Source organism: Alkaliphilus sp. B6464 (assembly GCF_018141165.1).
Taxonomy (GTDB): domain Bacteria; phylum Bacillota; class Clostridia; order Peptostreptococcales; family Natronincolaceae; genus Alkaliphilus_B.
Genome location: NZ_CP058557.1, coordinates 2,135,364 through 2,154,423 on the forward strand (window position 1 = coordinate 2,135,364; position 19,060 = coordinate 2,154,423).

23 protein-coding genes and 1 other annotated feature are annotated in these 19,060 nt (G+C 31.1%); of the genes, 21 read left to right on the forward strand and 2 right to left on the reverse strand.

The features are described from left to right. Positions 1–5 precede the first annotated feature (5 nt). The 6 genes from HYG84_RS10455 to zapA all read left to right on the forward strand — a co-directional run bounded on the left by HYG84_RS10455 (position 6) and on the right by zapA (position 6,157). Positions 6–662: a potassium channel family protein gene (locus HYG84_RS10455; protein ID WP_212376766.1), complete on the forward strand. Its 657-nt coding sequence runs from the start codon at positions 6–8 to the stop codon at positions 660–662. Position 663: 1 nt separating this feature from the next. Further along, positions 664–1,485, forward strand: a complete 822-nt coding sequence (locus tag HYG84_RS10460; RefSeq protein ID WP_212376769.1) for a TrmH family RNA methyltransferase — start codon at positions 664–666, stop codon at positions 1,483–1,485. A 101-nt stretch (positions 1,486–1,586) separates the two neighbouring features. Next, positions 1,587–1,676: a YqzL family protein gene (locus tag HYG84_RS10465; RefSeq protein ID WP_212376772.1), complete on the forward strand. Its 90-nt coding sequence runs from the start codon at positions 1,587–1,589 to the stop codon at positions 1,674–1,676. 20 nt (positions 1,677–1,696) lie between these two features. Then, positions 1,697–1,934: a binding site (T-box leader), on the forward strand. 47 nt (positions 1,935–1,981) lie between these two features. Further along, positions 1,982–3,001: a phenylalanine--tRNA ligase subunit alpha gene (gene pheS, locus HYG84_RS10470; RefSeq protein ID WP_212376775.1), complete on the forward strand. Its 1,020-nt coding sequence runs from the start codon at positions 1,982–1,984 to the stop codon at positions 2,999–3,001. A 22-nt stretch (positions 3,002–3,023) separates the two neighbouring features. Next, the gene (gene pheT / locus HYG84_RS10475) at positions 3,024–5,417 is read left to right on the forward strand and encodes a phenylalanine--tRNA ligase subunit beta (RefSeq protein WP_212376778.1); all 2,394 of its coding nucleotides are present in this window, start codon (positions 3,024–3,026) and stop codon (positions 5,415–5,417) included. 173 nt (positions 5,418–5,590) lie between these two features. Next, the gene (gene zapA / locus HYG84_RS10480) at positions 5,591–6,157 is read left to right on the forward strand and encodes a cell division protein ZapA (RefSeq protein WP_212376781.1); all 567 of its coding nucleotides are present in this window, start codon (positions 5,591–5,593) and stop codon (positions 6,155–6,157) included. A 118-nt stretch (positions 6,158–6,275) separates the two neighbouring features. Here the strand turns inward: zapA and HYG84_RS10485 are convergent, their stop codons facing one another. Continuing rightward, positions 6,276–6,719 (reverse strand): site-specific integrase, encoded by a 444-nt coding sequence (locus tag HYG84_RS10485; protein ID WP_249168584.1) that lies wholly within the window; start codon positions 6,717–6,719, stop codon positions 6,276–6,278. A 295-nt stretch (positions 6,720–7,014) separates the two neighbouring features. Between HYG84_RS10485 and HYG84_RS10490 the strand changes: the two genes are divergently transcribed. The 12 genes from HYG84_RS10490 (at position 7,015) to HYG84_RS10545 (ending at position 15,471) form a co-directional block, all read left to right on the forward strand. After that, positions 7,015–7,401 carry a nuclear transport factor 2 family protein gene (locus HYG84_RS10490; protein WP_212376784.1) on the forward strand — a complete coding sequence of 129 codons (387 nt, stop codon included), beginning with the start codon at positions 7,015–7,017 and terminating at the stop codon, positions 7,399–7,401. A gap of 97 nt (positions 7,402–7,498) precedes the next feature. Further along, positions 7,499–7,684, forward strand: coding sequence for a hypothetical protein (locus tag HYG84_RS10495; protein ID WP_212382382.1), 186 nt, complete (start codon positions 7,499–7,501; stop codon positions 7,682–7,684). 163 nt (positions 7,685–7,847) lie between these two features. After that, positions 7,848–8,264 (forward strand): hypothetical protein, encoded by a 417-nt coding sequence (locus tag HYG84_RS10500; RefSeq protein ID WP_212376787.1) that lies wholly within the window; start codon positions 7,848–7,850, stop codon positions 8,262–8,264. After that, the gene (locus HYG84_RS10505; RefSeq protein WP_249168585.1) at positions 8,251–8,403 is read left to right on the forward strand and encodes an N-acetylmuramoyl-L-alanine amidase; all 153 of its coding nucleotides are present in this window, start codon (positions 8,251–8,253) and stop codon (positions 8,401–8,403) included. The genes HYG84_RS10500 and HYG84_RS10505 overlap by 14 nt, the downstream gene beginning before the upstream one ends. Positions 8,404–8,549: 146 nt before the next feature. After that, on the forward strand, positions 8,550–8,963 hold the full coding sequence (locus HYG84_RS10510) for a phage holin family protein (RefSeq protein ID WP_212376794.1): 414 nt from the start codon (positions 8,550–8,552) through the stop codon (positions 8,961–8,963). 122 nt (positions 8,964–9,085) lie between these two features. Beyond that, a complete protein-coding gene (locus tag HYG84_RS10515; protein WP_212376796.1) occupies positions 9,086–9,445 on the forward strand; it encodes a spore coat protein in 360 nt (119 codons plus the stop codon). A gap of 148 nt (positions 9,446–9,593) precedes the next feature. Beyond that, a complete protein-coding gene (locus HYG84_RS10520; RefSeq protein ID WP_212376799.1) occupies positions 9,594–9,749 on the forward strand; it encodes a hypothetical protein in 156 nt (51 codons plus the stop codon). 570 nt (positions 9,750–10,319) lie between these two features. Beyond that, complete coding sequence (locus HYG84_RS10525) at positions 10,320–10,523, forward strand: hypothetical protein (RefSeq protein ID WP_212376802.1); 204 nt, start codon at positions 10,320–10,322, stop codon at positions 10,521–10,523. A 170-nt stretch (positions 10,524–10,693) separates the two neighbouring features. Next, positions 10,694–11,146 (forward strand): DUF3888 domain-containing protein, encoded by a 453-nt coding sequence (locus HYG84_RS10530; protein ID WP_212376805.1) that lies wholly within the window; start codon positions 10,694–10,696, stop codon positions 11,144–11,146. A gap of 223 nt (positions 11,147–11,369) precedes the next feature. Then, positions 11,370–11,849: a LexA family protein gene (locus tag HYG84_RS20330; RefSeq protein ID WP_249168586.1), complete on the forward strand. Its 480-nt coding sequence runs from the start codon at positions 11,370–11,372 to the stop codon at positions 11,847–11,849. Between the two features lie 248 nt (positions 11,850–12,097). After that, positions 12,098–14,578 (forward strand): DUF3656 domain-containing U32 family peptidase, encoded by a 2,481-nt coding sequence (locus tag HYG84_RS10540; RefSeq protein ID WP_212376808.1) that lies wholly within the window; start codon positions 12,098–12,100, stop codon positions 14,576–14,578. A 215-nt stretch (positions 14,579–14,793) separates the two neighbouring features. Next, positions 14,794–15,471 carry a phosphatase PAP2 family protein gene (locus tag HYG84_RS10545; RefSeq protein ID WP_212376811.1) on the forward strand — a complete coding sequence of 226 codons (678 nt, stop codon included), beginning with the start codon at positions 14,794–14,796 and terminating at the stop codon, positions 15,469–15,471. Positions 15,472–15,562: 91 nt separating this feature from the next. Here HYG84_RS10545 and HYG84_RS10550 read toward each other — a convergent pair whose 3' ends face one another. Next, positions 15,563–16,054, reverse strand: coding sequence for a YajQ family cyclic di-GMP-binding protein (locus tag HYG84_RS10550; RefSeq protein WP_212376814.1), 492 nt, complete (start codon positions 16,052–16,054; stop codon positions 15,563–15,565). 194 nt (positions 16,055–16,248) lie between these two features. Here HYG84_RS10550 and HYG84_RS10555 point away from each other — a divergent pair, with 194 nt between their 5' ends. The 3 genes from HYG84_RS10555 to HYG84_RS10565 all read left to right on the forward strand — a co-directional run bounded on the left by HYG84_RS10555 (position 16,249) and on the right by HYG84_RS10565 (position 18,999). Continuing rightward, a complete protein-coding gene (locus HYG84_RS10555; RefSeq protein ID WP_212376817.1) occupies positions 16,249–16,977 on the forward strand; it encodes a GNAT family N-acetyltransferase in 729 nt (242 codons plus the stop codon). Between the two features lie 181 nt (positions 16,978–17,158). Continuing rightward, positions 17,159–17,605 (forward strand): MarR family winged helix-turn-helix transcriptional regulator, encoded by a 447-nt coding sequence (locus HYG84_RS10560; RefSeq protein ID WP_212376819.1) that lies wholly within the window; start codon positions 17,159–17,161, stop codon positions 17,603–17,605. Positions 17,606–17,616: 11 nt separating this feature from the next. Continuing rightward, positions 17,617–18,999, forward strand: coding sequence for an MATE family efflux transporter (locus tag HYG84_RS10565; protein WP_212376822.1), 1,383 nt, complete (start codon positions 17,617–17,619; stop codon positions 18,997–18,999). Positions 19,000–19,060: the final 61 nt, after the last annotated feature.

Below are 19,060 nucleotides of genomic sequence, written 5' to 3' on the forward strand. Positions count from 1 at the left end.
TTAACATGAAACAATATGTTGTTATAGGTTGTGGCCGTTTTGGAAGTAGTGTTGCAAGAACTCTGTACAAAATGGGACATGATGTATTAGCCATAGATAGTAGCGAAGAAATTATTCAGCATGTTTCTGATGAAGTTACCCATGCGGTTCAAGCTGATGCTACTGATGAAAACTCTTTGAAATCTTTAGGAATACGTAACTTTGATGTTGCAATTATTACAATTGGTTCGGACATACAGGCTTCTATTATGGCTACTTTAATAGTAAAGGAACTAGGTATTAAATATGTTGTGGCTAAGGCCAATAATGAAATCCATGCAAAACTACTATTTAAAATAGGAGCGGATCGCGTAGTTTTCCCTGAAAGGGATATGGGAATGCGTGTAGCTCACAATTTAGTATCTAGCAATATATTAGACTATATAGAATTAGCTCCAGATTATAGTATCATGGAAATAGCACCCTTAGATGATTGGGTAGGTAAAACATTGTTAGAAATAGATGTCAGATCTAAATATGGTGTAAATATTATGGCAATAAAGCATGGCTATGAAATTAATGTATCCCCAATAGCTATGGATCGAATTGGTAAGGATGATATTCTTGTTGTTATTGGTCATAACAAAGATTTAGAAAAAATTGAAAAACAGGTTTGGTCATAGAATGGATATTAAGTTAATTAGTAGTGAGAGCAATTCTATTATTAAGCATATAAAGTCGCTTCAGCTTAAGAAACAAAGGGTAAAACACCTTCAGTTTACAGTAGAGGGTGTAAGAATTGTTGAAGAATGCTTAAAACATAATGGGGATATTGAATATGTTGTTTTTAGTGAAGAATTGCACCAAGTTCAAGGGGGCTCAGATTTATTAAACAAGGTTTCCTCAAAAGGACATACTATTTATCAGTTACCTAGTCAATTATTTAGCAAGCTAGCAACCACAGAGAGTCCACAAGGCGTTATGGCTGTAGTTAACATGAAGAATAGTAGTTTGGAAGATCTGAAGTTTGAAGATGATGATAATTTATTCTTTGTTATTTTAGATCGCATACAGGATCCCGGTAATATGGGAACTATTATTCGCACCGCAGAAAGTGCTAGAGTTGATGCAGTAATAATAGCAAAGGGAAGTGTTGATCCGTACAATAGTAAAACTCTTAGAGCTACAATGGGAGCAATATTTCACTTACCAATTGTACTGTGTGATAGTGATGAAGAATGGATTGAATATTTAAAAGAAAAAAATGTAAAACTAATAGCTGCAGATTTAGATACAGATAAAACCTATATTCATATTGATTACCGTAAAAATATTGGTATAATAATAGGGAATGAGGCAAATGGAATTGATAGCCACATATTATCTAAGGTAGACGAAAGGGTTATAATTCCAATCTTGGGAAAAATCGAGTCTTTGAATGCATCTATAGCAGCTGGCATTTTGATTTATAAAGCTGCAGAAGAAAAACATCTAAGAAAAGTTTGAAAATTTTAAAAATTATACTTATTTAATCAAACTACCTTGTTTCAGCCATTAAGCTATGTTATAATAAACATACGATGGCTTGAAGGAAGGAGAGTGGAACAATGAAGACTCCTGATGTGTTTTGGAAACTATTTGAGTTGACAGGTTCCGTTACAGCCTATATTATGTATAAGAAACTATCCATTAATTAATAGATGAATAAGTTAAATAAACAAAAGCATTGAAGGAGAAAAGTAAGCTATAGACTGTTTTAAAAGAGAAAAGGTACCTTAGGCTGAAAGTACCTTATAACAAGTATAGCAGAAGTTCGCTCTGGAGCTATAAAGCTGAAGTCTATATCTTAGATTATAGGTTTTATCGGTTGACGCCGTTAATGTCTCTGAGTGGTTCATTGTTAATTGCAATGGACTATTAGGGTGGTACCACGGAGTGAAACCTTCGTCCCTTCTGGGATGAGGGTTTATTTTTATTTGTAAAATTAGAAAGGAGATTTGTTATGGAAGGAAAATTAAAAGCATTGAAGGAAAAAGCTATATTAGAAATTAACGAAGCTGATTCTACAGCTATTTTAGAAAAGGCTAGAATTCACTATTTAGGTAAAAAAGGAGAATTAACTGAAATATTAAGGGGAATGGGAGCATTAAGTGCCGAGGAACGTCCTTTAATAGGTAAAATAGCTAATATTGTTAGGGAAAATATTGAGATTGCATTAGAAGAAGCTAAAAAAAGTATTAAAATCAAAGAGTTAGACAAGAAGTTACAATCTGAAACAATTGATGTAACCATGCCTGGTAAAGAGATTAAGGTAGGAAAAAGACATCCTTTAACACAAGCTATGGATGATTTAAAAAATATTTTTATAAGCATGGGCTTTAAAGTTGCTGAAGGTCCAGAAGTAGAAACCGTATATTATAACTTTGACGCTTTAAATGCTCCAAAAAATCATCCATCTAGAGATGTTAGTGATACTTTCTACATAAACGAAAGTACAATTTTAAGAACACAAACATCTCCAGTGCAGGTTAGAGTTATGGAAAAAAATGAGCCACCAATTAGAATTGTTTCATTAGGTCGTTGCTTTAGAAATGATACTCCAGATGCTACCCATTCTCCTATGTTCCATCAAATAGAGGGGCTTGTAGTAGATAAAGGCATTACAATGGGAGATCTGAAAGGAACATTAGAGGTATTTGCAAAGAACTTTTTCGGTCCCAATACTCAAATAAAGTTTAGACCACATAACTTTCCATTTACAGAACCTAGTGCAGAGGTTGATGCTACTTGCTTTAAATGTGGTGGAGAGGGTTGTAGTGTATGTAAGGGAAATGGTTGGATAGAAGTTTTAGGCGCAGGAATGGTTCATCCAAATGTACTTAGAAATTGTGGTATAGACCCTGAAGTGTATAGCGGATTTGCCTTTGGTATGGGAATAGACCGTCTAACTATGCAAAAATATGGAATTGATGATATTCGTTTATTATTTGAAAATGATATGCGTTTTATCAATCAATTTTAATAGAAAGTAGGAGGAATGTATTATGTATGTATCAATGAACTGGATTAAAGATTATGTAAATATTAATATAGATACTAATGAATTTGCAGATAAAATGACAATGTCTGGATCTATGGTAGAAAAAATAGATATACTATGTGATGATATTAAAAATGTTGTTGTTGGGCATATAGAAAGTATCACACAGCACCCTAATGCTGATAAATTAGTTGTTTGTCAAGTAAATGTTGGAGATGAAAAACTTCAAATTGTAACTGGCGCAACTAATGTTTCTGAAGGAGATTATATTCCTGTTGCGGTCCATGGCGCAATACTACCTGGAGGGTTGAAAATTAAAAAAGGAAAGCTTAGAGGAGAGATTTCTGAGGGAATGCTTTGTTCTGCTGACGAATTAGGTATCCCCAAAGCTATGATACCTGAAGAAATTAAGGATGGAATTTGGATATTAGATAAAGCCTATCCTTTAGGTCAAGATATTACCGAAACACTTAATTTAAAAGATCAAGTAATTGAATTTGAAATTACATCAAACAGACCGGACTGTTTAAGTGTTATCGGAATGGCTAGGGAAGTAGGGGCTACCTTAAATGAAAATGTGCAATATCCAAATGTAGAGGTTATAGAAATAAAAGATAAGGCATCGGATCATATTTCTGTGGAAATACAAGACAATGAAGGATGTACAAGATACGTTGCAAGAGTTATTAAAAATATAAAGATTGGTTCTTCTCCGCAGTGGATACAGCAAAGATTAATTAATGCAGGGGTTCGTCCAATTAATAATATAGTAGATATTACCAACTATGTAATGCTAGAGTACGGCCAACCATTACATGCTTTCGACCTATCCTATATTGAAGGGAACAAAATTGTAGTTAAGAGAGCTAAAGACGATGAATTATTCAAAACCTTAGATGGAGTGGAAAGAAAATTAAAGTCGTCTATGACAGTAATTGCTGATGAGAAGAAATCTCTAGCTATTGCAGGTGTAATGGGTGGAGAACAATCTGAAGTAACAGAAAATACAAAAACTATATTATTAGAGTCTGCACATTTTAGCTCAAATAATATAAGGCTTACTTCTAAGCAATTGGCCCTTAGAACAGAGGCTTCTTCAAGATATGAAAAAGGTGTTGATCCTAATATAGCACGCTTAGCTGCAGATAGAGCATGTCAATTAATTGTAGAACTAGGGGCAGGAGAAGTACTTGAAGGAGTAGTTGATATTTATCCTGAAGAAAGAATGCCTCGACAAGTAATAATTAGACCTAAAAAAATTAATGATCTTCTAGGTATTTCTTTAAGTAATGAAGAAATGATTGATATTTTCAACAGGCTAGAGATCACTACGAAGGATTTAGGTGATACTCTTGAGGTCACAGTTCCAACCTATAGAATGGATCTTGTAATGGAAGCAGATTTTGCTGAAGAAGTAGGGAGAATTTTTGGATATGACAAAATACCACCTACAATGGCTAAGGGAAATATAGAAGTTGGAGGTAAACCTAGCAGACAAATTATAGCAGATGTGGCGAAGGATCTTTTAAATGCAATGGGCTTTAATGAAATTTTAACATATTCATTCGTTAGCCCTAAAACTATAGATATGATTAATCTTGATGAAAACAGCATAAAAAGAAATATGGTAAAGCTAATCAATCCTCTTGGAGATGAGACTAGTGTCATGCGAACTAGTTTACTTCCAAATATACTAGAAGTTGCAGCTAGAAATACAAATCGAAAGGTTGAGGATTTTAGGGCATTTGAAATTGGTCAAATATTTATTACTAAGACTGATAAGATGCAAGAGTTACCGCTTGAAATTCCAAGTTTAGTAATGGCTATGTATGGTAAAGAAGACTTCTTTACATTGAAAGGAATAGTAGAAACATTATTAGATGGTCTAGGAATTAAAGAATATGAGTTTATAGTGGAGAAAAATAATTCAAGTTATCATCCTGGCAGATGCGCAAATGTTATAGTACAAGATAGAGTTCTAGGAACTATTGGTGAATTACATCCTATAGTAATAGAAAACTATGATTTAAATCAAAGATGTTACTGCGGGGAATTAGATTTTAGTATTTTAGCAGATATTACAAATATGGAAAGGCTTTATGAATCGCTACCAAAATATCCGGCTATAACTAGAGACTTTGCTGTTGTGGTAAAGGATGATGTATTGGTAAAGGAAATTGAAGATATTATTAAGGCTCAAGGTGGAGATATACTAGAGAGCTTTAAATTATTTGATGTTTACCAAGGAAGCCAAATTAAAGATGGCTTTAAAAGCATTGCATATACTATTACCTATAGAAATAAGGAACGTACTTTAACAGATGATGAGGTAAATGTTGCTCATAATCGTATTTTAGCTGATATTAGTAAAAAACTGGATGGAGCATTAAGAGAATAAGGGGCTAAATAGCTCCTTTTTCATATAGTATAAGAAGGCACTCTTCTATATCCATAATATGACTTTTTTATAAATAAAATAATTATAGAAAAATCACTATTTCTAGCAGGATATTTGAAAGATATAAAGAAAATATATAACAACAACTTCTTCAAAAAGGAGCTGATAGAAGAATGAGTCAAAAAAACAAAGTTTTAGTTAAAATAAATGGACAAGAATATCCTATTGTCGGTGCTGAACCTAAAGAGTATTTATTAAAGGTAGGCAGTTTTGTGGATGATAATATGGAAGCTGTAGCTAAGGCTAATAAAAAACTTAGCACTTCAATGATTGCTGTATTAACATGTATTAACATTACAGACCAATTTTTAAAGATGAAAAATAACTTTGAAGAGTTACAGAAAGAAATGCAATTACCTCAGGTAGAAATTGAAGAATTAGAAAAGTATATAGAAACTCTCCGTGACCAGTTAAAGGAAAAGGATGAAGCATACTTTAATCTTGAGAAAAAAATTGAAGAAATAGAATTACAGCAACAAGAGGATGAGCGCATAAAGGCACTAAACGATCAATTATTAGAGAAGGATGATGATTTGCAAAAAGCGCAAATCCTAATTAATGACTTGCAGAATAAATTGTTTGATAATCAAATTAAACTAGTACAGGCAACAAAGGAATTAGAAGAATATATGGTGAAAAATGATTTAAAGAAAAATAATAGGGATTTTCGAGGAAAATAACAAGGTTTGCTATGGAAAATAGAAAGTAGTGATATAATAATAATATCTCTAAAATTGCTTACAAACATTGAAATTGCTTAGTACACTATTGAAACGTCAAAAGTTCGTCAAAAATAAATTAAAAAATAAAATTAACTGTATTCGTAGCTTTTTTTATCATATCTTCCGTTACATGAGAATAGGTTTTTATGGTCATTTCCACATCATGACCCATGAGCTGGGCAACAGTTTTGAAATCTACTCCACTTGCGACTAGCATGGTCGCATAAGTATGTCTTAGATCGTGCATAGTAACATCTAAGCCTTTATTATTTAATTTTTTATAAATTCTATAAGATACATTTTGAGGACTATTATCTAAAAAGATTCTATTTTTAATATCTGTAGGATTGTTCTTTTTATATTTCAAAAGTGCATTTAATGTATTTTGAGATATAGGAACAGTCCTATTTGAATTTTTGCGTTTTACAGTACCAAATCCAAATGAGCCATCTTTTAATCTTTTCCATTGTTTGTTAACAGTTAACTTACTGTTTACTTCATCTACATCTCCCCAAGTCAAACCGATAATTTCACCAATTCTTAATCTTAATCCACAAGTAGCAGCTATATTAAAAACAGAAATTCGCTATAACAATATAGAAAATATGGTATAATTTTCTTGTTAGAATAGCGGGATTAGATGTAAGACGAGGCAATAAAGGAAGGGAAATTTATTATGAAAATTTTAGGGATTATAAATAAGCTAATTCCAGAGAAAATGCAGATTAGTAAAGGGTAAGATTAAAAATGCGAGATAAAATGTATATTAGCCATAAAACAATAATAAAGCTATATAAGTAGGAGGACGATACCTAATGAACTACAAAGAAAAAGTAATAGCTCTATGGAATGACATGGATAAACAGAATTGGAGTGCTCTACATATATATTTTGAAGATGATGCCATAATTAACTGGAATAACACAAATGAAAGGTTTAATGTAGAAGAATTTGTAAGAATAAACGCTGAGTATCCAGAAGACTGGAATATTAAAATTGAACGCTTAGAATGTATTGAAAGTTTGGTTATTTCTGTTGTGAAAGTACAACTTAAAAATGGTGATATATCTGTTCACGCAACATCATTTTTCGAGTTTAATAACGGTAAAATAAAAGTATTGAATGAATACTGGGGGGATGATGGAAAAGCACCAAAGTGGAGAATTGATAAACAAATAGGTAAACCGATTATATCTATGTAAATTATTTCGCAATTTCTTTTTTAGATGTAACGGTAGATTTATGTGTCACTTTCATCTAGGCGTATTCTAATAAATTATATAGTAGGAGAGTTTGATAATGGAAAAGGTAATATGGGTTAGAAGTAATGGAAAAATGCTAGGTGCAAAAGAAGATGACGGTTTAGATATCGTAAACAGGTATTTAGAAGAAGGCTGGAAAGTTAAGCATATATCTGCATGTGCTTTAGGCGAAAGCATAAACGCAGGACAGGCATATATTGTTATTGAAAAAGATATTGATTAGTATAATTTTTAAATATTTAATGTCGCATCATTTATATTAGATGTAATAACGATAAAAATTAATAATTATTTAAAATACCGTATTATTCAGAAATGAATTGTGCGGTATTTTTTATGTGATAATCTAAGGTTTCTGTACAGATAAATTAAAAAGGGGGCATAAGATGCTAGGGATAAAAACATATAAGGATCTACAATTAGAAAAGGAAATAATTGAGGATAGAATAGAACAATTAAAACAAAATCAAAAGCTTTTAGCCAAGGAACTAAGGGGTCCAGCACACATAACAGCTATAGATTACTCTAAGGATAAAGGTGTAGGGATAACTCCAAGACCATTAGAAGATGTACTAGCAGAAACAATGCAAATAGACAGTATGATTTTGTTAGAAGAAGAAAGATTAAAAAATACTGTTAGGACTATACAAAAGATTGATGAAAGATTACAACAGCTAGAGGGATTACATTATAAGGTGGCATACATGAGAGAGGTACAAAGAAAAACTCTTCAAGAAATAGCAGACGAACTGGGGTACTCACATCAGTATGCCAGCTGCACTTACCGAAGTGGGTTTTATTAATAATCCTATAGAGGAACAACTATTTAAAAATGATGAGTTTTTAGAGAAGGTAGCTGTAGGAATTGCAAAAGGAATATTAGAGCATATTGGCATTAATTACATGCCGAAGGAGGATAAACCTATGGATACACCACAATAGAAAAAGGAAGGAATAGAGTACCTAGCAGAAAATAAATTAATGTCTGATCCAGAAGGATGGATTAAAAAAATAGACGGACCTATGCCAGTATGGGCAGGAACAATTTTACTTATGAATATACATAAGGATTTGAAAGGAGATAAGTAATGAACTATAAAACATTTTATAATAGCTTAGTTGCTTTTTTAGGAACATGGACAACATATCTTCTTGGAGGGTGGGATGGCACATTGAAAATATTAGCTATTTTAATGGCAGTAGATTATATAACAGGATTAATGAAAGGATTTAAGAATAAGAACCTAGCAAGTGATATAGGTTTTAACGGACTAATGAAAAAAGGTGCTATATTCCTAGTAGTAATATTAGCACACCAAATAGATATGATTATTGCTGTAGAGAATCCCATCTTTAGAACTATGGCAGTTTTATTCTATACAGCTAATGAAGGTATAAGTGTAACGGAAAACATAGCATTGCTTGGTGTACCTTTACCTCCTGGTATATTAGATGCGCTTAAAAAGCTAAAAGATAATACAGAGAATAAAATGTTAGGATAGCTTGGGCTAGCTTTTTCTTTATTTTACAGTAACACTTTTGTAAGCCTGTCATATACTTGTATTGGGAAAGAAGCAAAGCAGTAAGCGACTTTTCTAATATAAAAAAGGGGAAGGCGAAAATAATGGATTCTAGTCAAGAAATTAATACACAAAGATGCAACAATCCATGCAATGATCCAATTAGGATAGGTGCGACATGTGTAGCTCAGATAGATGGAAGATTTTTCTTGATTATAGAAATTGAAATAGAAATTATGGGTTTTGTGAGGGAAGAAGTGATTATAATGGAGATATCGGCAGCTCAAGCAGTGGCGTTAATAGCATCAGGAGTTATGCGTTGTCAAATAGTTACCACAATTCCTCCAAGAGGAAATCTTATTTGTGCATTTGTAGTAGGTCAAAATGCATTCTTAATATTTAATGTTGAAAATTCAACTGATCGTCTAGTTCTAGTTAGAGTACCTTTATGTACAATTATTTAATGAAAAAAATTAAAAGTTGAAAAATTTTAGGGTAGAGCTTAGGCTCTACCATTTTTTATTTTCACCCAGATATATCACAATCTATAGGTAGTTTCATAACATATATTACAGCTACTAACAATTTAAATTGAGAAAGGTGGTGTAATATATGAGTGAAAACGTTGAAAATAAAGGTTTATTTGGAGGCTGTGGTTGTGGTGGTTTTTTTGGAGGCGGTTTCATTTCCTTCATCTTTATAATTATTATAATATGTTTTGTATTTGGACTATTTGGACGTGAACGTAGATGCGGGTGTGGATGCTAGTTCTGTAATTGTAAAAAGCAAAAGAAAGGTGATTAGGGTAGAGGAAAAACTCTACTCTTTTTTATTTTGCATAGACATATCACAATATATAATTTATTGCATAATATATATTACGGCTAAAGATTAAGCCTAGTGAACATCTGGCCTCACCTAACTTTAGGAAGGGTAGAGCATAAACTCTACTCTTTTTCTATTTTGTATATAGATATCACAATATATAATTTGTTTCATAATATATATTACAACCAAAGATGAAGCCACTTATATATTGCACCTACTTAGTTTCAAAAAGGTAGTGAAATATATGTTTTCTTTAATCTTCTTAATTATTATATTATGTTGTGCATGTCGGCGCGAACGTAGATATTGACGCAGGCTTTGCGATTGAAAAAGATAAGGGGAACATAATTAGGGTAGAGCTTAGGCTTTACCTTTTTTTATTTCCAACATAAAATATAGAACAGTTTATACGAAATTTCATAGTATATATTACAGCTAAGTATACTCCTAAAAGATAAACTAAGTTGTGTATTTAGCAGTACTTAAAATAAAAAAAGGTAGGTGTCATAAATGAACGAAATTCTTGGAAAGGGTGGAGGTTGCGGCGGTGGCTTTTTTGGAAATCGAAGTAGCTTACTTTTCTTCTTTTTGATCTTAGTAATAATTTTCTGTAACTGTGGTCTTTTTGCAGAATCAGGAGATAGTTTACTTTTCTTCTTCCTATTACTTGTTGTACTATTTTGTTCATGCGGACGTGGTTTTTTCTTTAACTAAATAGACAGACTAACAGAATTGGGGTAGGGCTTAGGCTCTGCCCTGTTTTTTATGCATTTTTAAAATAAAACACCCCACAGAATTAGTTACAATCAAATTTTCTATATTTTTCATGTCTAATTATTTATCATTCCTAAAAACTATATTATATATAGAAAGGAATGATTTGTTTGAAAAAAATAATATTTGTAGTCAGTTTATTAATTATATCATTTGTAAGTGGCTATTTTATTCATAAATATAGCTTTGAAATCAAGACACAATTAAGTCAAGATACCATTATACAAGAACCTAAACAAGAACTATATCAAGACATTTTTGTTACTTTACTTCTACCATTTATAGATAAAGCAGTAGAAGATTATTATGGATTATCATATAATGCTGCACCATATGATGTTGAAGTGCTAAGTATCGAAAGACCTAATGGTTATCGTACATTTGTCTTTCAAATAAAACTTAAAGTAATGCCATATATAGGTCCGCATCTATATGTAGGAGAGGACCATATTACAATTTCGCTGGAGTTAAATGAGGTTAAAGTTATAGAATTTAAACATGTTAAAAGCTATGAGTTACCTCCACGCTATAAACAGGTACACCCAATCCCGCACGCAGAATGACTATAATAAACTCTTTTGAACTCGTCGAAGTATTATATATCCAAATGATAATGAAATTGCTTAAATTAAATTTTAAAGGATCATATAATGCTAGGGTGGAGCTTAGGCTTTACCCTTATTTTATTCAAACCTATAGAATATAACTGACAGTTATATTTTGCTCTTTACACCGAACTAATGTTCTGGTAATATATAATCAAGAACACACGTTTGGAGTGATGACATGGTAGATCAATCATTAAAGTACTCATTAAGTAACCATAAAGTAATAGAAATTATGTATATGAAAGACTTAAAAATAACTCAAAGAAGAATTCAGGTATTAAAGATGGATAATGAAATAATAAAAGCCTTGGACATAGGTAAGGGACAATTAAGGACCTTTAAAATAGATAACATACTATCAGCAATAGATACAAAATTAATTGATAGTAGTGAAGGGACAAGGGGGGGGGGAATTATCATGCTAACTGAAAGGCAGATGGAAATTTTAAAAGCAATACATCAATATATGCAAGCTAATAGTATAAGTCCAACTGTAAGAAATATTAGAGATTTAGTAGGAGTAAAATCAAGTAGTACAGTACATGGACATCTTACTGCTTTAGAGCATGAAGGATATATTACCAAAGTAGAAGGCAGTCCAAGGTCTATAGCTGTAACCAAAAAGGGAATAAGTGCACTAGAAGAATATAAGAAATAGAGCGATAATCTAATCAAAGACTATCGCTTTTTTTATTTGACGTCAAAAATTCGTCAAAAATAAATTTACTTTTATTTATATTCAGTTATATTTGTAAAAATGATAAAATGTTAAAAATGTGTATTTTTAAATACTTTTTATAGTAATTGCTATATTTTTATATGTTATTTAGATATAATAATAATATCACTACTTTTTATCTTTGCATAAAAGGTAGTATAAGAAAAGGATAGAAAGGTTGTTGAAATATGCAACATATTGAATTATTAGCACCAGCAGGTAGTTTTGAGGCTCTAAAGGCTGCTGTGCAAAATGGTGCTGGTGCAGTTTATTTAGGTGGTGTAGACTTTGGAGCTAGAGCTTATGCTTCTAATTTTGATAGAGATACTATGAAGGAAGCTGTAGAATATGCACATATACGTGGTGTGAAAGTATATGTAACTGTAAATACATTAATGAAGGATAGTGAAGTTCAAAGTTTAATGAAGTACATAAAGTTCTTATATGAGATAGATGTAGATGCAGTTATAGTTCAAGATATAGGAGTTTTTAACTTAGTTAAAGAGATATTCCCAGACTTTGAGATCCATGCAAGTACACAAATGACACTACACAACAAACATGGTGTAGAATTATTAAAAAGTATGGGAGTTGATCGAGCAGTTTTAGCAAGAGAGTTAACGGTCGAAGAAATAAAAAGTATTTACAATGAAATTGGTATAGAGTTAGAGGTTTTTATACATGGTGCTCTGTGTGTTTCTTATTCTGGACAATGTTTAATGAGTAGCTTTATTGGAGGTAGAAGTGGTAACAGGGGCCGTTGTGCACAACCATGTAGAAGAGAATATAGCTTGCTAAAATTAAATACAGATCAGCTTCTAAAGAGCGATAAAGCATTTCATCTTAGTATGAGAGATTTAAATACTGTAGGAGAAATAGGTAGGTTAATAGATGCTGGTGTAACTTCCTTTAAAATAGAAGGTCGTATGAAAAAACCACAGTATGTAGCTTCTATTGTTAGGGGTTATAGGAAAGCTATAGATATTTATTTGGACAATAGAAAAGTTTTACGAGATAAAGCCTTGGAAGAAGAAATGGAACAAATGTTTAATCGTAAGTTTACAAAAGGATATTTGTTTAGTAGTCCAAAAGCAGATGTAATTAATATTGAAAAGCCAAATAATCGGGGGCTGTATTTAGGGAGGATAGAGCATTTTGATGTAAGGGAAAATAAATTGAAGATTAGGCTAAATGTAGATATAGCTCAGGGAGATGGTATAGAAATATGGAACAAGTCTTCTGTAGATATAGGTGGTACTATTAGAAATATTTATATTAATAATAAATTAGTTAAATGGGCTAAAAAGGGCCAAGTAGTTGAAATAGAAATGAAGGGTAATATACAAAAAGGTGATGAAGTATATAAAACCTTAAACATATCTTTAATGGATGAACTTGAAAGAACATATGCACATGATAAAGAACATAAAAAGATATTCATATATGGTGAAGTACAAATAGAAATTGATGAGAAAATTAAACTTCATCTATGGGATGAAGAAGGACATACTGTATATGTTCAAAGTGATGATGTTGTTCAAAGAGCGATGAAGGTTCCTCTTACTGAGGATAAACTTTTAGAACAACTATCTAAATTAGGAAATACCCCTTTTGAGCTGTATAATTTAGATATTAGTTTAGAGGAAAATAGCTCTGTACCTATTTCTATATTAAACAGTTTAAGAAGGGACGCAGTAGAAAAGCTAGTGGATTTAAGAAAAACTAGACATAGTAGAGAAAAAACAGAAGATTTAAGGTTTACAAAAAAACTAGAAAGTCTTAAGATATCAAGTGAAAATCGAGATGAGAAAATAACTAAACAACAAAAAATATCTGTAAAATTAGATACATTAGAGCAACTAAAGGTGGCTTTAAATTATTCAATTAATCGTATTTATTATGGAGATATATCTACTCTTAAAGAAGCTATATCATTATGTAAAGATAAAAATATAGAAATTTACTTAAGAACACCGTCTATACTAAAAGATAGTGAATATGAAATTTTAGAAAAGTTAGTAAAAGGATTAAAGTTTGATGGAATTTTAGCTGGTGATTTGGGAATAATTAGGTTTAACGATACTTATTTAAAGCTCCCATTGATAGGGGACTTCTCATTAAACGTAATGAATAGTTACACTATTAATTCCTTTGAAAAGCTTGGCTTAAGTGGAATTACACTGTCACCAGAGTTAGATTTCAAGACTATTTATAAGTTAAATCTAGATAATGCATTAGAAAAAGAGGCGATTATATACGGAAAGACGACTGTTATGGTTACTGAGTATTGTCCTTTAGTTCAGGAAAACCAATGTGATCATAAATGCAGAGAATGTCGTTACCCTAAATATAAGTACCATTTTGGATTAAAGGATGCTAAAAACGTGACATTCCCAGTTGGAAAAGATTATTGGGGAAGAAGTACGATTCTTAATTCAAAGCCTTTATTTATGTTAGATAAGCTAAATGATTTTAAAGACATTAATATAGGGTGGTTAAGATTAGAATTTACTGATGAAACTAATAGTGAGATAGAAGATATAATAGTAATGGCTTTAAGTAATATGAATAATATATTAACGGGCAAAAAATCAAGATATAGTGAAGACTATACTAATAAACTAAAAGATGGATTTACTAGGGGACATTATTATAGGGGAGTAGAGTAATAAATTAAATATAAATCAAAATAGAGTCTATTATATTATATATAAATAGCTCTTTTTTATGAGATTAAGCAAAATTAATAATAAACTTAAGAAAAAATTTATAAATAGTTAAAAACAATTTAAAGTATATACTATATAATTAGTAGCATATACTACAAAATTTAAAAATGATTAGAAATAATTGTTTTAAGTATTACTTTAACAGGGGGTATTATATGATTTTACTTAAAAAACGATGGAATGAATATAAACATTTTTTATTACTTTCGTTATATGGACTGCTATATATATGGTTTTACTACTTAGAAAAAACTGTTGTTCCGAAGTATGATATGTTTTCACCTATGGATATGAAAATTCCTTTTATAAAAGAATTTGTTATACCATATTTATTCTGGTACATATATATGGCATTTGGGTTTATTTATTTAGGTATTGTATCAAAAAAGGATTATTATAGACTGTTTTTATTTATGTTCTTTGGTATGGTCATATGTTATGCTATTTATGGGATTTTTCCAAATGGACAAAGTCTACGTCCTGTAATTACTGAAAATGATATTTTCTCAAGGATTATGAAAGGTATTTATGCTGCTGATACACCTACTAATGTGGCACCTAGCATACACGTATTGAATTCTATTGCAATACATGTAGGTTTAATTGGCTACGAACCATTTAAAAAAAATATGGCATTAAGGATAACCTCTTTTATACTTATGATTATAATTAGTGCATCTACAGTATTGGTTAAGCAACATTCTATACTAGATGGAATATGGGCTATAGCACTATCTATGGTGCTTTATGTAGCTATTTATTTAGTTCCAGATTTAGTAGCAGGAAGACAAAAGGCGGCAAGAAGAGAGAAAAATACATCTATATCTATGTAAAATAAGTTAAATATCAACTTTAGTTTAGAATTTTAAAACCTCATCGACTTTTTTCAAAGTTGATGAGGTTTCTTTTAGTATGTATAGGAGACTATCTATAGTTTGTAAATTGTAGGTTCATTGGTAGATCAGCTTCCCTTATTAGTTGTATAGCAGCTTGAAGATCATCGCGATTTTTTCCAGATACTCTAACTGCCTCTCCCTGAATAGAAGCTTGTACCTTTATTTTCGAATCCTTTATCAATGTAGTAATTTTCTTAGCCTGATCCTTATCTATCCCTTGTTGAAGCTTAATAACTTGCTTTGCCCTGCCACCTAATGCATGCTCTACTTTTCTATACTCTAAAGCTTTTAAAGAAATATTTCTTTGTGTCAGTTTGGTTTGTAGAATATCTATTACATTTTTAAGCTTTAATTCATCAGGAGCATTAATTGTTACTTCTGAATCACTTCTGTCTACAGTTGTATTTGTTCCTTTTAAGTCAAAGCGCTGAGAAATCTCCTTCATAGATTGATTAACAGCATTATCTACCTCTTGTAAATCAATTTGTGAAACAATATCAAAAGAGTTATCTTTTGCCATTCTTATCCCTCCATATTACGTAGTTAATTAATATTATATATGCTTTTCTATTAGAAAGTCTAGCCATATTACATGAGAAACATAATATATGATAACTTTATGTAAAAAAAGGTATACATATATAAATATAAATAATTTCTGTAAATATTTTATTGGATAATAATTAACAATAAGGAGGAATAGGAGGCCAAAAAATGAAAGAAGTTATAGAATACGGAACATTAATAAAAAGGAATGGTAGATATAAAGATACAGTAGCATATAAAATGATATTTTTAGATGAAACATATTTAGAAGAGATTTTAGATCTTCAAGAGAAAGTATTTAAAACCTTAGATAATCCAGAGACATTTGTACCAGACACAAAAGAATTCATGGAAAAATCAATTTTCCCTCCAGATCAAGGAAGGGTTATAGGAGTTTTTACTAATGAAGGCTTGATTGCCTATAGAACTATAAATTTTCCAGGTAAGGATGCGAAAAACTTAGGTCGAGAGATTAATTTGATTGGAAATGATTTGGACAAGGTAGCTCATTTAGAGTCTACAGTAGTTCATCCATTTTATAGAGGAAATAGACTTCAGGCTAAAATGCTACTACATTCCATAAAGTTGATTAGAGAACTAGGGTATGAATTTATTTTAACTACAATATCTCCTTATAACTATCCAAGTCTTAAAAATGTAATGGATCAAGGGCTAACAATTAAGAATTTAAAGATTAGAAATAATGAGTATAAAGGTAAACTTAGATATTTGCTATCAATTGACTTTATAAATACTAATAAGGAGATAGCAGATATTATAATAGTAAAAAATACAGATATACTAAAGCAACAACAATTATTAGACGAAGGATATGATGGATATAAAATAGAGAAACGAGAGGGATACTTTGATGTGATGTATTGCAAATATAAATAATATAAATGCAATTTATTTATTAGCATAATTATAGAATTATATTAAACTGAGAATACTAAATAGTACTACTAATACAAAATTTAGACAGGCAGTTGACAAATACTATAAAAGTAGTTAGAATTCTAATAGTAAGAAATCTAACTACTTTTGTCTATGTTAAATATAAGGAGCGGAATTATGTATGAAGGAAGAAAATCTTAAACAAATCCATAATGGCTTGCTTGAATTTTCGGACCTTTTTCACCAAAAAATAAGTTCAATATTAAATAGCAATATTTCTATTGATTATTGTTGTAATAAAAACCAAAATAAGGCATTAATGATCTTGGGAAGAAGAGGTAAAATAACTCCTACTATGTTAGGGAAATCTTTAGATATGAGAAAAGGAAGTTTAACTACTTTATTAGATTCATTAGAGAATATGAATCTTGTTTTTCGTGAGGCTGATGAAAAGGATAGAAGAAAAACGTGGATTTATTTAACAGAAGAAGGAAAAGGGTATGTAGATTCTCAAATGCTTCAATATGAAAAAATTATTACTCAAGCCTTTGATTCTTTAGGGGATAAAGATGTAGATAATTTTTCAAACAGTATTAAAACAGTAATAAGTATAATGAAAAAATTGTAAGGAGAGATAGTATGGATCGTTCGAAACAACTAGCAGAAGAAAAAATTGGAAAGTTATTATTAACCTTTTCCGTTCCAGCCATAGTTGGAATGTTGGTTAATGCCCTATATAATATAGTGGATAGGATTTTCGTTGGGAGAGGAGTTGGCTCATTAGCTATAGCAGGAATTACAATTGGTTTTCCAATAATGATTATACTAATGGCATTTTCGATGCTTGTTGGGCTAGGCGCAACTTCTTTAATTTCTATTAGATTAGGACAAAATAGGAAGGAAGACGCCGAGAAGATTGTAGGAAATGCTATGACATTATTAGTTGTTATTATGTTGGGGTTAACAGTAGTTGGACTGGTTTTTCTTGAGCCCCTTTTAAGGATCTTTGGTGCCAGTGCAGATGTAATGCCTTATGCTAAGGATTACTTAAGAATTATTTTATTCGGTGCAGTTTTCCAAGGTATTGGTTTTGGTATGAATAACATTATTAGGGCGGAAGGAAACCCTAAAGTAGCTATGTTAACTATGTTAATAGGTGCGATACTTAACACAATACTAGACCCAATTTTTATATTTGTATTTAATTGGGGAATACAAGGAGCTGCATTAGCTACTATAGTTTCTCAAGCTGCATCTTCTATTTGGGTGCTTAGTCACTTTCTAAGTGGAAGAAGTAATCTAAAGGTATACAAAGAAAATCTACGTCTAAAGATTGATGTAGTATTAAGTATTTTCTCTATAGGCTTTGCGCCTTTTATGATGCAGTTAGCTGCCAGTGCAGTAACAGCAGTATTAAATAACCAACTTGCTGTATATGGAGGAGATATTGCAATATCTGCAATGGGAATCGTTAACAGTATAAGCACAATAATATTGATGCCTATATTCGGTATTAATCAAGGTTCTCAGCCTATTATAGGATTTAACTACGGTGCTGGCCAGTTTAATAGGGTAAAGCAAACCTTAAGATATGCTATTACAGCAGCTACAGCTTTGGTTGTATTAGGATTTTTCCTAATAAGACTTTTACCTGTACAGTTAATTACGCTATTTGCTCAAGGTGATCAGGCTTTAATAGATATTGGTACCAATGGACTTAAAATATTCTTTTCTGTATTGCCAATTATCGGTTTTCAAATTGTGAGTGCTAACTACTTTCAGGCTATAGGAAAGCCAAAACAAGCAGCAATTTTAAGTTTATCTAGGCAGGTGTTATTCCTTATACCGGCACTTCTAATTTTACCAAGATATTTTGAGTTAAATGGTGTATGGATGGCAAGTCCAGTTTCAGATATATTATCATCTGTAGTAACGGGGATATGGATATTACTTGAAATTAAAAATTTAGGAACAAATAGGGCTACAGAAAAGAACCCTACAAAACCTTTATATCAAGAATAGATTAATCAAAAAGAAACTTATTTTAAAATAAAAATGGGTTTCTTTTTTCAAATCTTAAATT

What these genes read in the sequence shown, in the direction of transcription:
- HYG84_RS10455 (WP_212376766.1), top strand. Translation starts at nt 6, where the DNA reads ATGAAACAATATGTTGTTATAGGTTGTGGCCGTTTTGGAAGTAGTGTT.
- HYG84_RS10460 (WP_212376769.1), top strand. Translation starts at nt 664, where the DNA reads ATGGATATTAAGTTAATTAGTAGTGAGAGCAATTCTATTATTAAGCAT.
- HYG84_RS10465 (WP_212376772.1), top strand. Translation starts at nt 1,587, where the DNA reads ATGAAGACTCCTGATGTGTTTTGGAAACTATTTGAGTTGACAGGTTCC.
- pheS (WP_212376775.1), top strand. Translation starts at nt 1,982, where the DNA reads ATGGAAGGAAAATTAAAAGCATTGAAGGAAAAAGCTATATTAGAAATT.
- pheT (WP_212376778.1), top strand. Translation starts at nt 3,024, where the DNA reads ATGTATGTATCAATGAACTGGATTAAAGATTATGTAAATATTAATATA.
- zapA (WP_212376781.1), top strand. Translation starts at nt 5,591, where the DNA reads ATGAGTCAAAAAAACAAAGTTTTAGTTAAAATAAATGGACAAGAATAT.
- HYG84_RS10490 (WP_212376784.1), top strand. Translation starts at nt 7,015, where the DNA reads ATGAACTACAAAGAAAAAGTAATAGCTCTATGGAATGACATGGATAAA.
- HYG84_RS10495 (WP_212382382.1), top strand. Translation starts at nt 7,499, where the DNA reads ATGGAAAAGGTAATATGGGTTAGAAGTAATGGAAAAATGCTAGGTGCA.
- HYG84_RS10500 (WP_212376787.1), top strand. Translation starts at nt 7,848, where the DNA reads ATGCTAGGGATAAAAACATATAAGGATCTACAATTAGAAAAGGAAATA.
- HYG84_RS10510 (WP_212376794.1), top strand. Translation starts at nt 8,550, where the DNA reads ATGAACTATAAAACATTTTATAATAGCTTAGTTGCTTTTTTAGGAACA.
- HYG84_RS10515 (WP_212376796.1), top strand. Translation starts at nt 9,086, where the DNA reads ATGGATTCTAGTCAAGAAATTAATACACAAAGATGCAACAATCCATGC.
- HYG84_RS10520 (WP_212376799.1), top strand. Translation starts at nt 9,594, where the DNA reads ATGAGTGAAAACGTTGAAAATAAAGGTTTATTTGGAGGCTGTGGTTGT.
- HYG84_RS10525 (WP_212376802.1), top strand. Translation starts at nt 10,320, where the DNA reads ATGAACGAAATTCTTGGAAAGGGTGGAGGTTGCGGCGGTGGCTTTTTT.
- HYG84_RS20330 (WP_249168586.1), top strand. Translation starts at nt 11,370, where the DNA reads ATGGTAGATCAATCATTAAAGTACTCATTAAGTAACCATAAAGTAATA.
- HYG84_RS10540 (WP_212376808.1), top strand. Translation starts at nt 12,098, where the DNA reads ATGCAACATATTGAATTATTAGCACCAGCAGGTAGTTTTGAGGCTCTA.
- HYG84_RS10545 (WP_212376811.1), top strand. Translation starts at nt 14,794, where the DNA reads ATGATTTTACTTAAAAAACGATGGAATGAATATAAACATTTTTTATTA.
- HYG84_RS10550 (WP_212376814.1), bottom strand. Translation starts at nt 16,054, where the DNA reads ATGGCAAAAGATAACTCTTTTGATATTGTTTCACAAATTGATTTACAA.
- HYG84_RS10555 (WP_212376817.1), top strand. Translation starts at nt 16,249, where the DNA reads ATGAAAGAAGTTATAGAATACGGAACATTAATAAAAAGGAATGGTAGA.
- HYG84_RS10560 (WP_212376819.1), top strand. Translation starts at nt 17,159, where the DNA reads ATGAAGGAAGAAAATCTTAAACAAATCCATAATGGCTTGCTTGAATTT.
- HYG84_RS10565 (WP_212376822.1), top strand. Translation starts at nt 17,617, where the DNA reads ATGGATCGTTCGAAACAACTAGCAGAAGAAAAAATTGGAAAGTTATTA.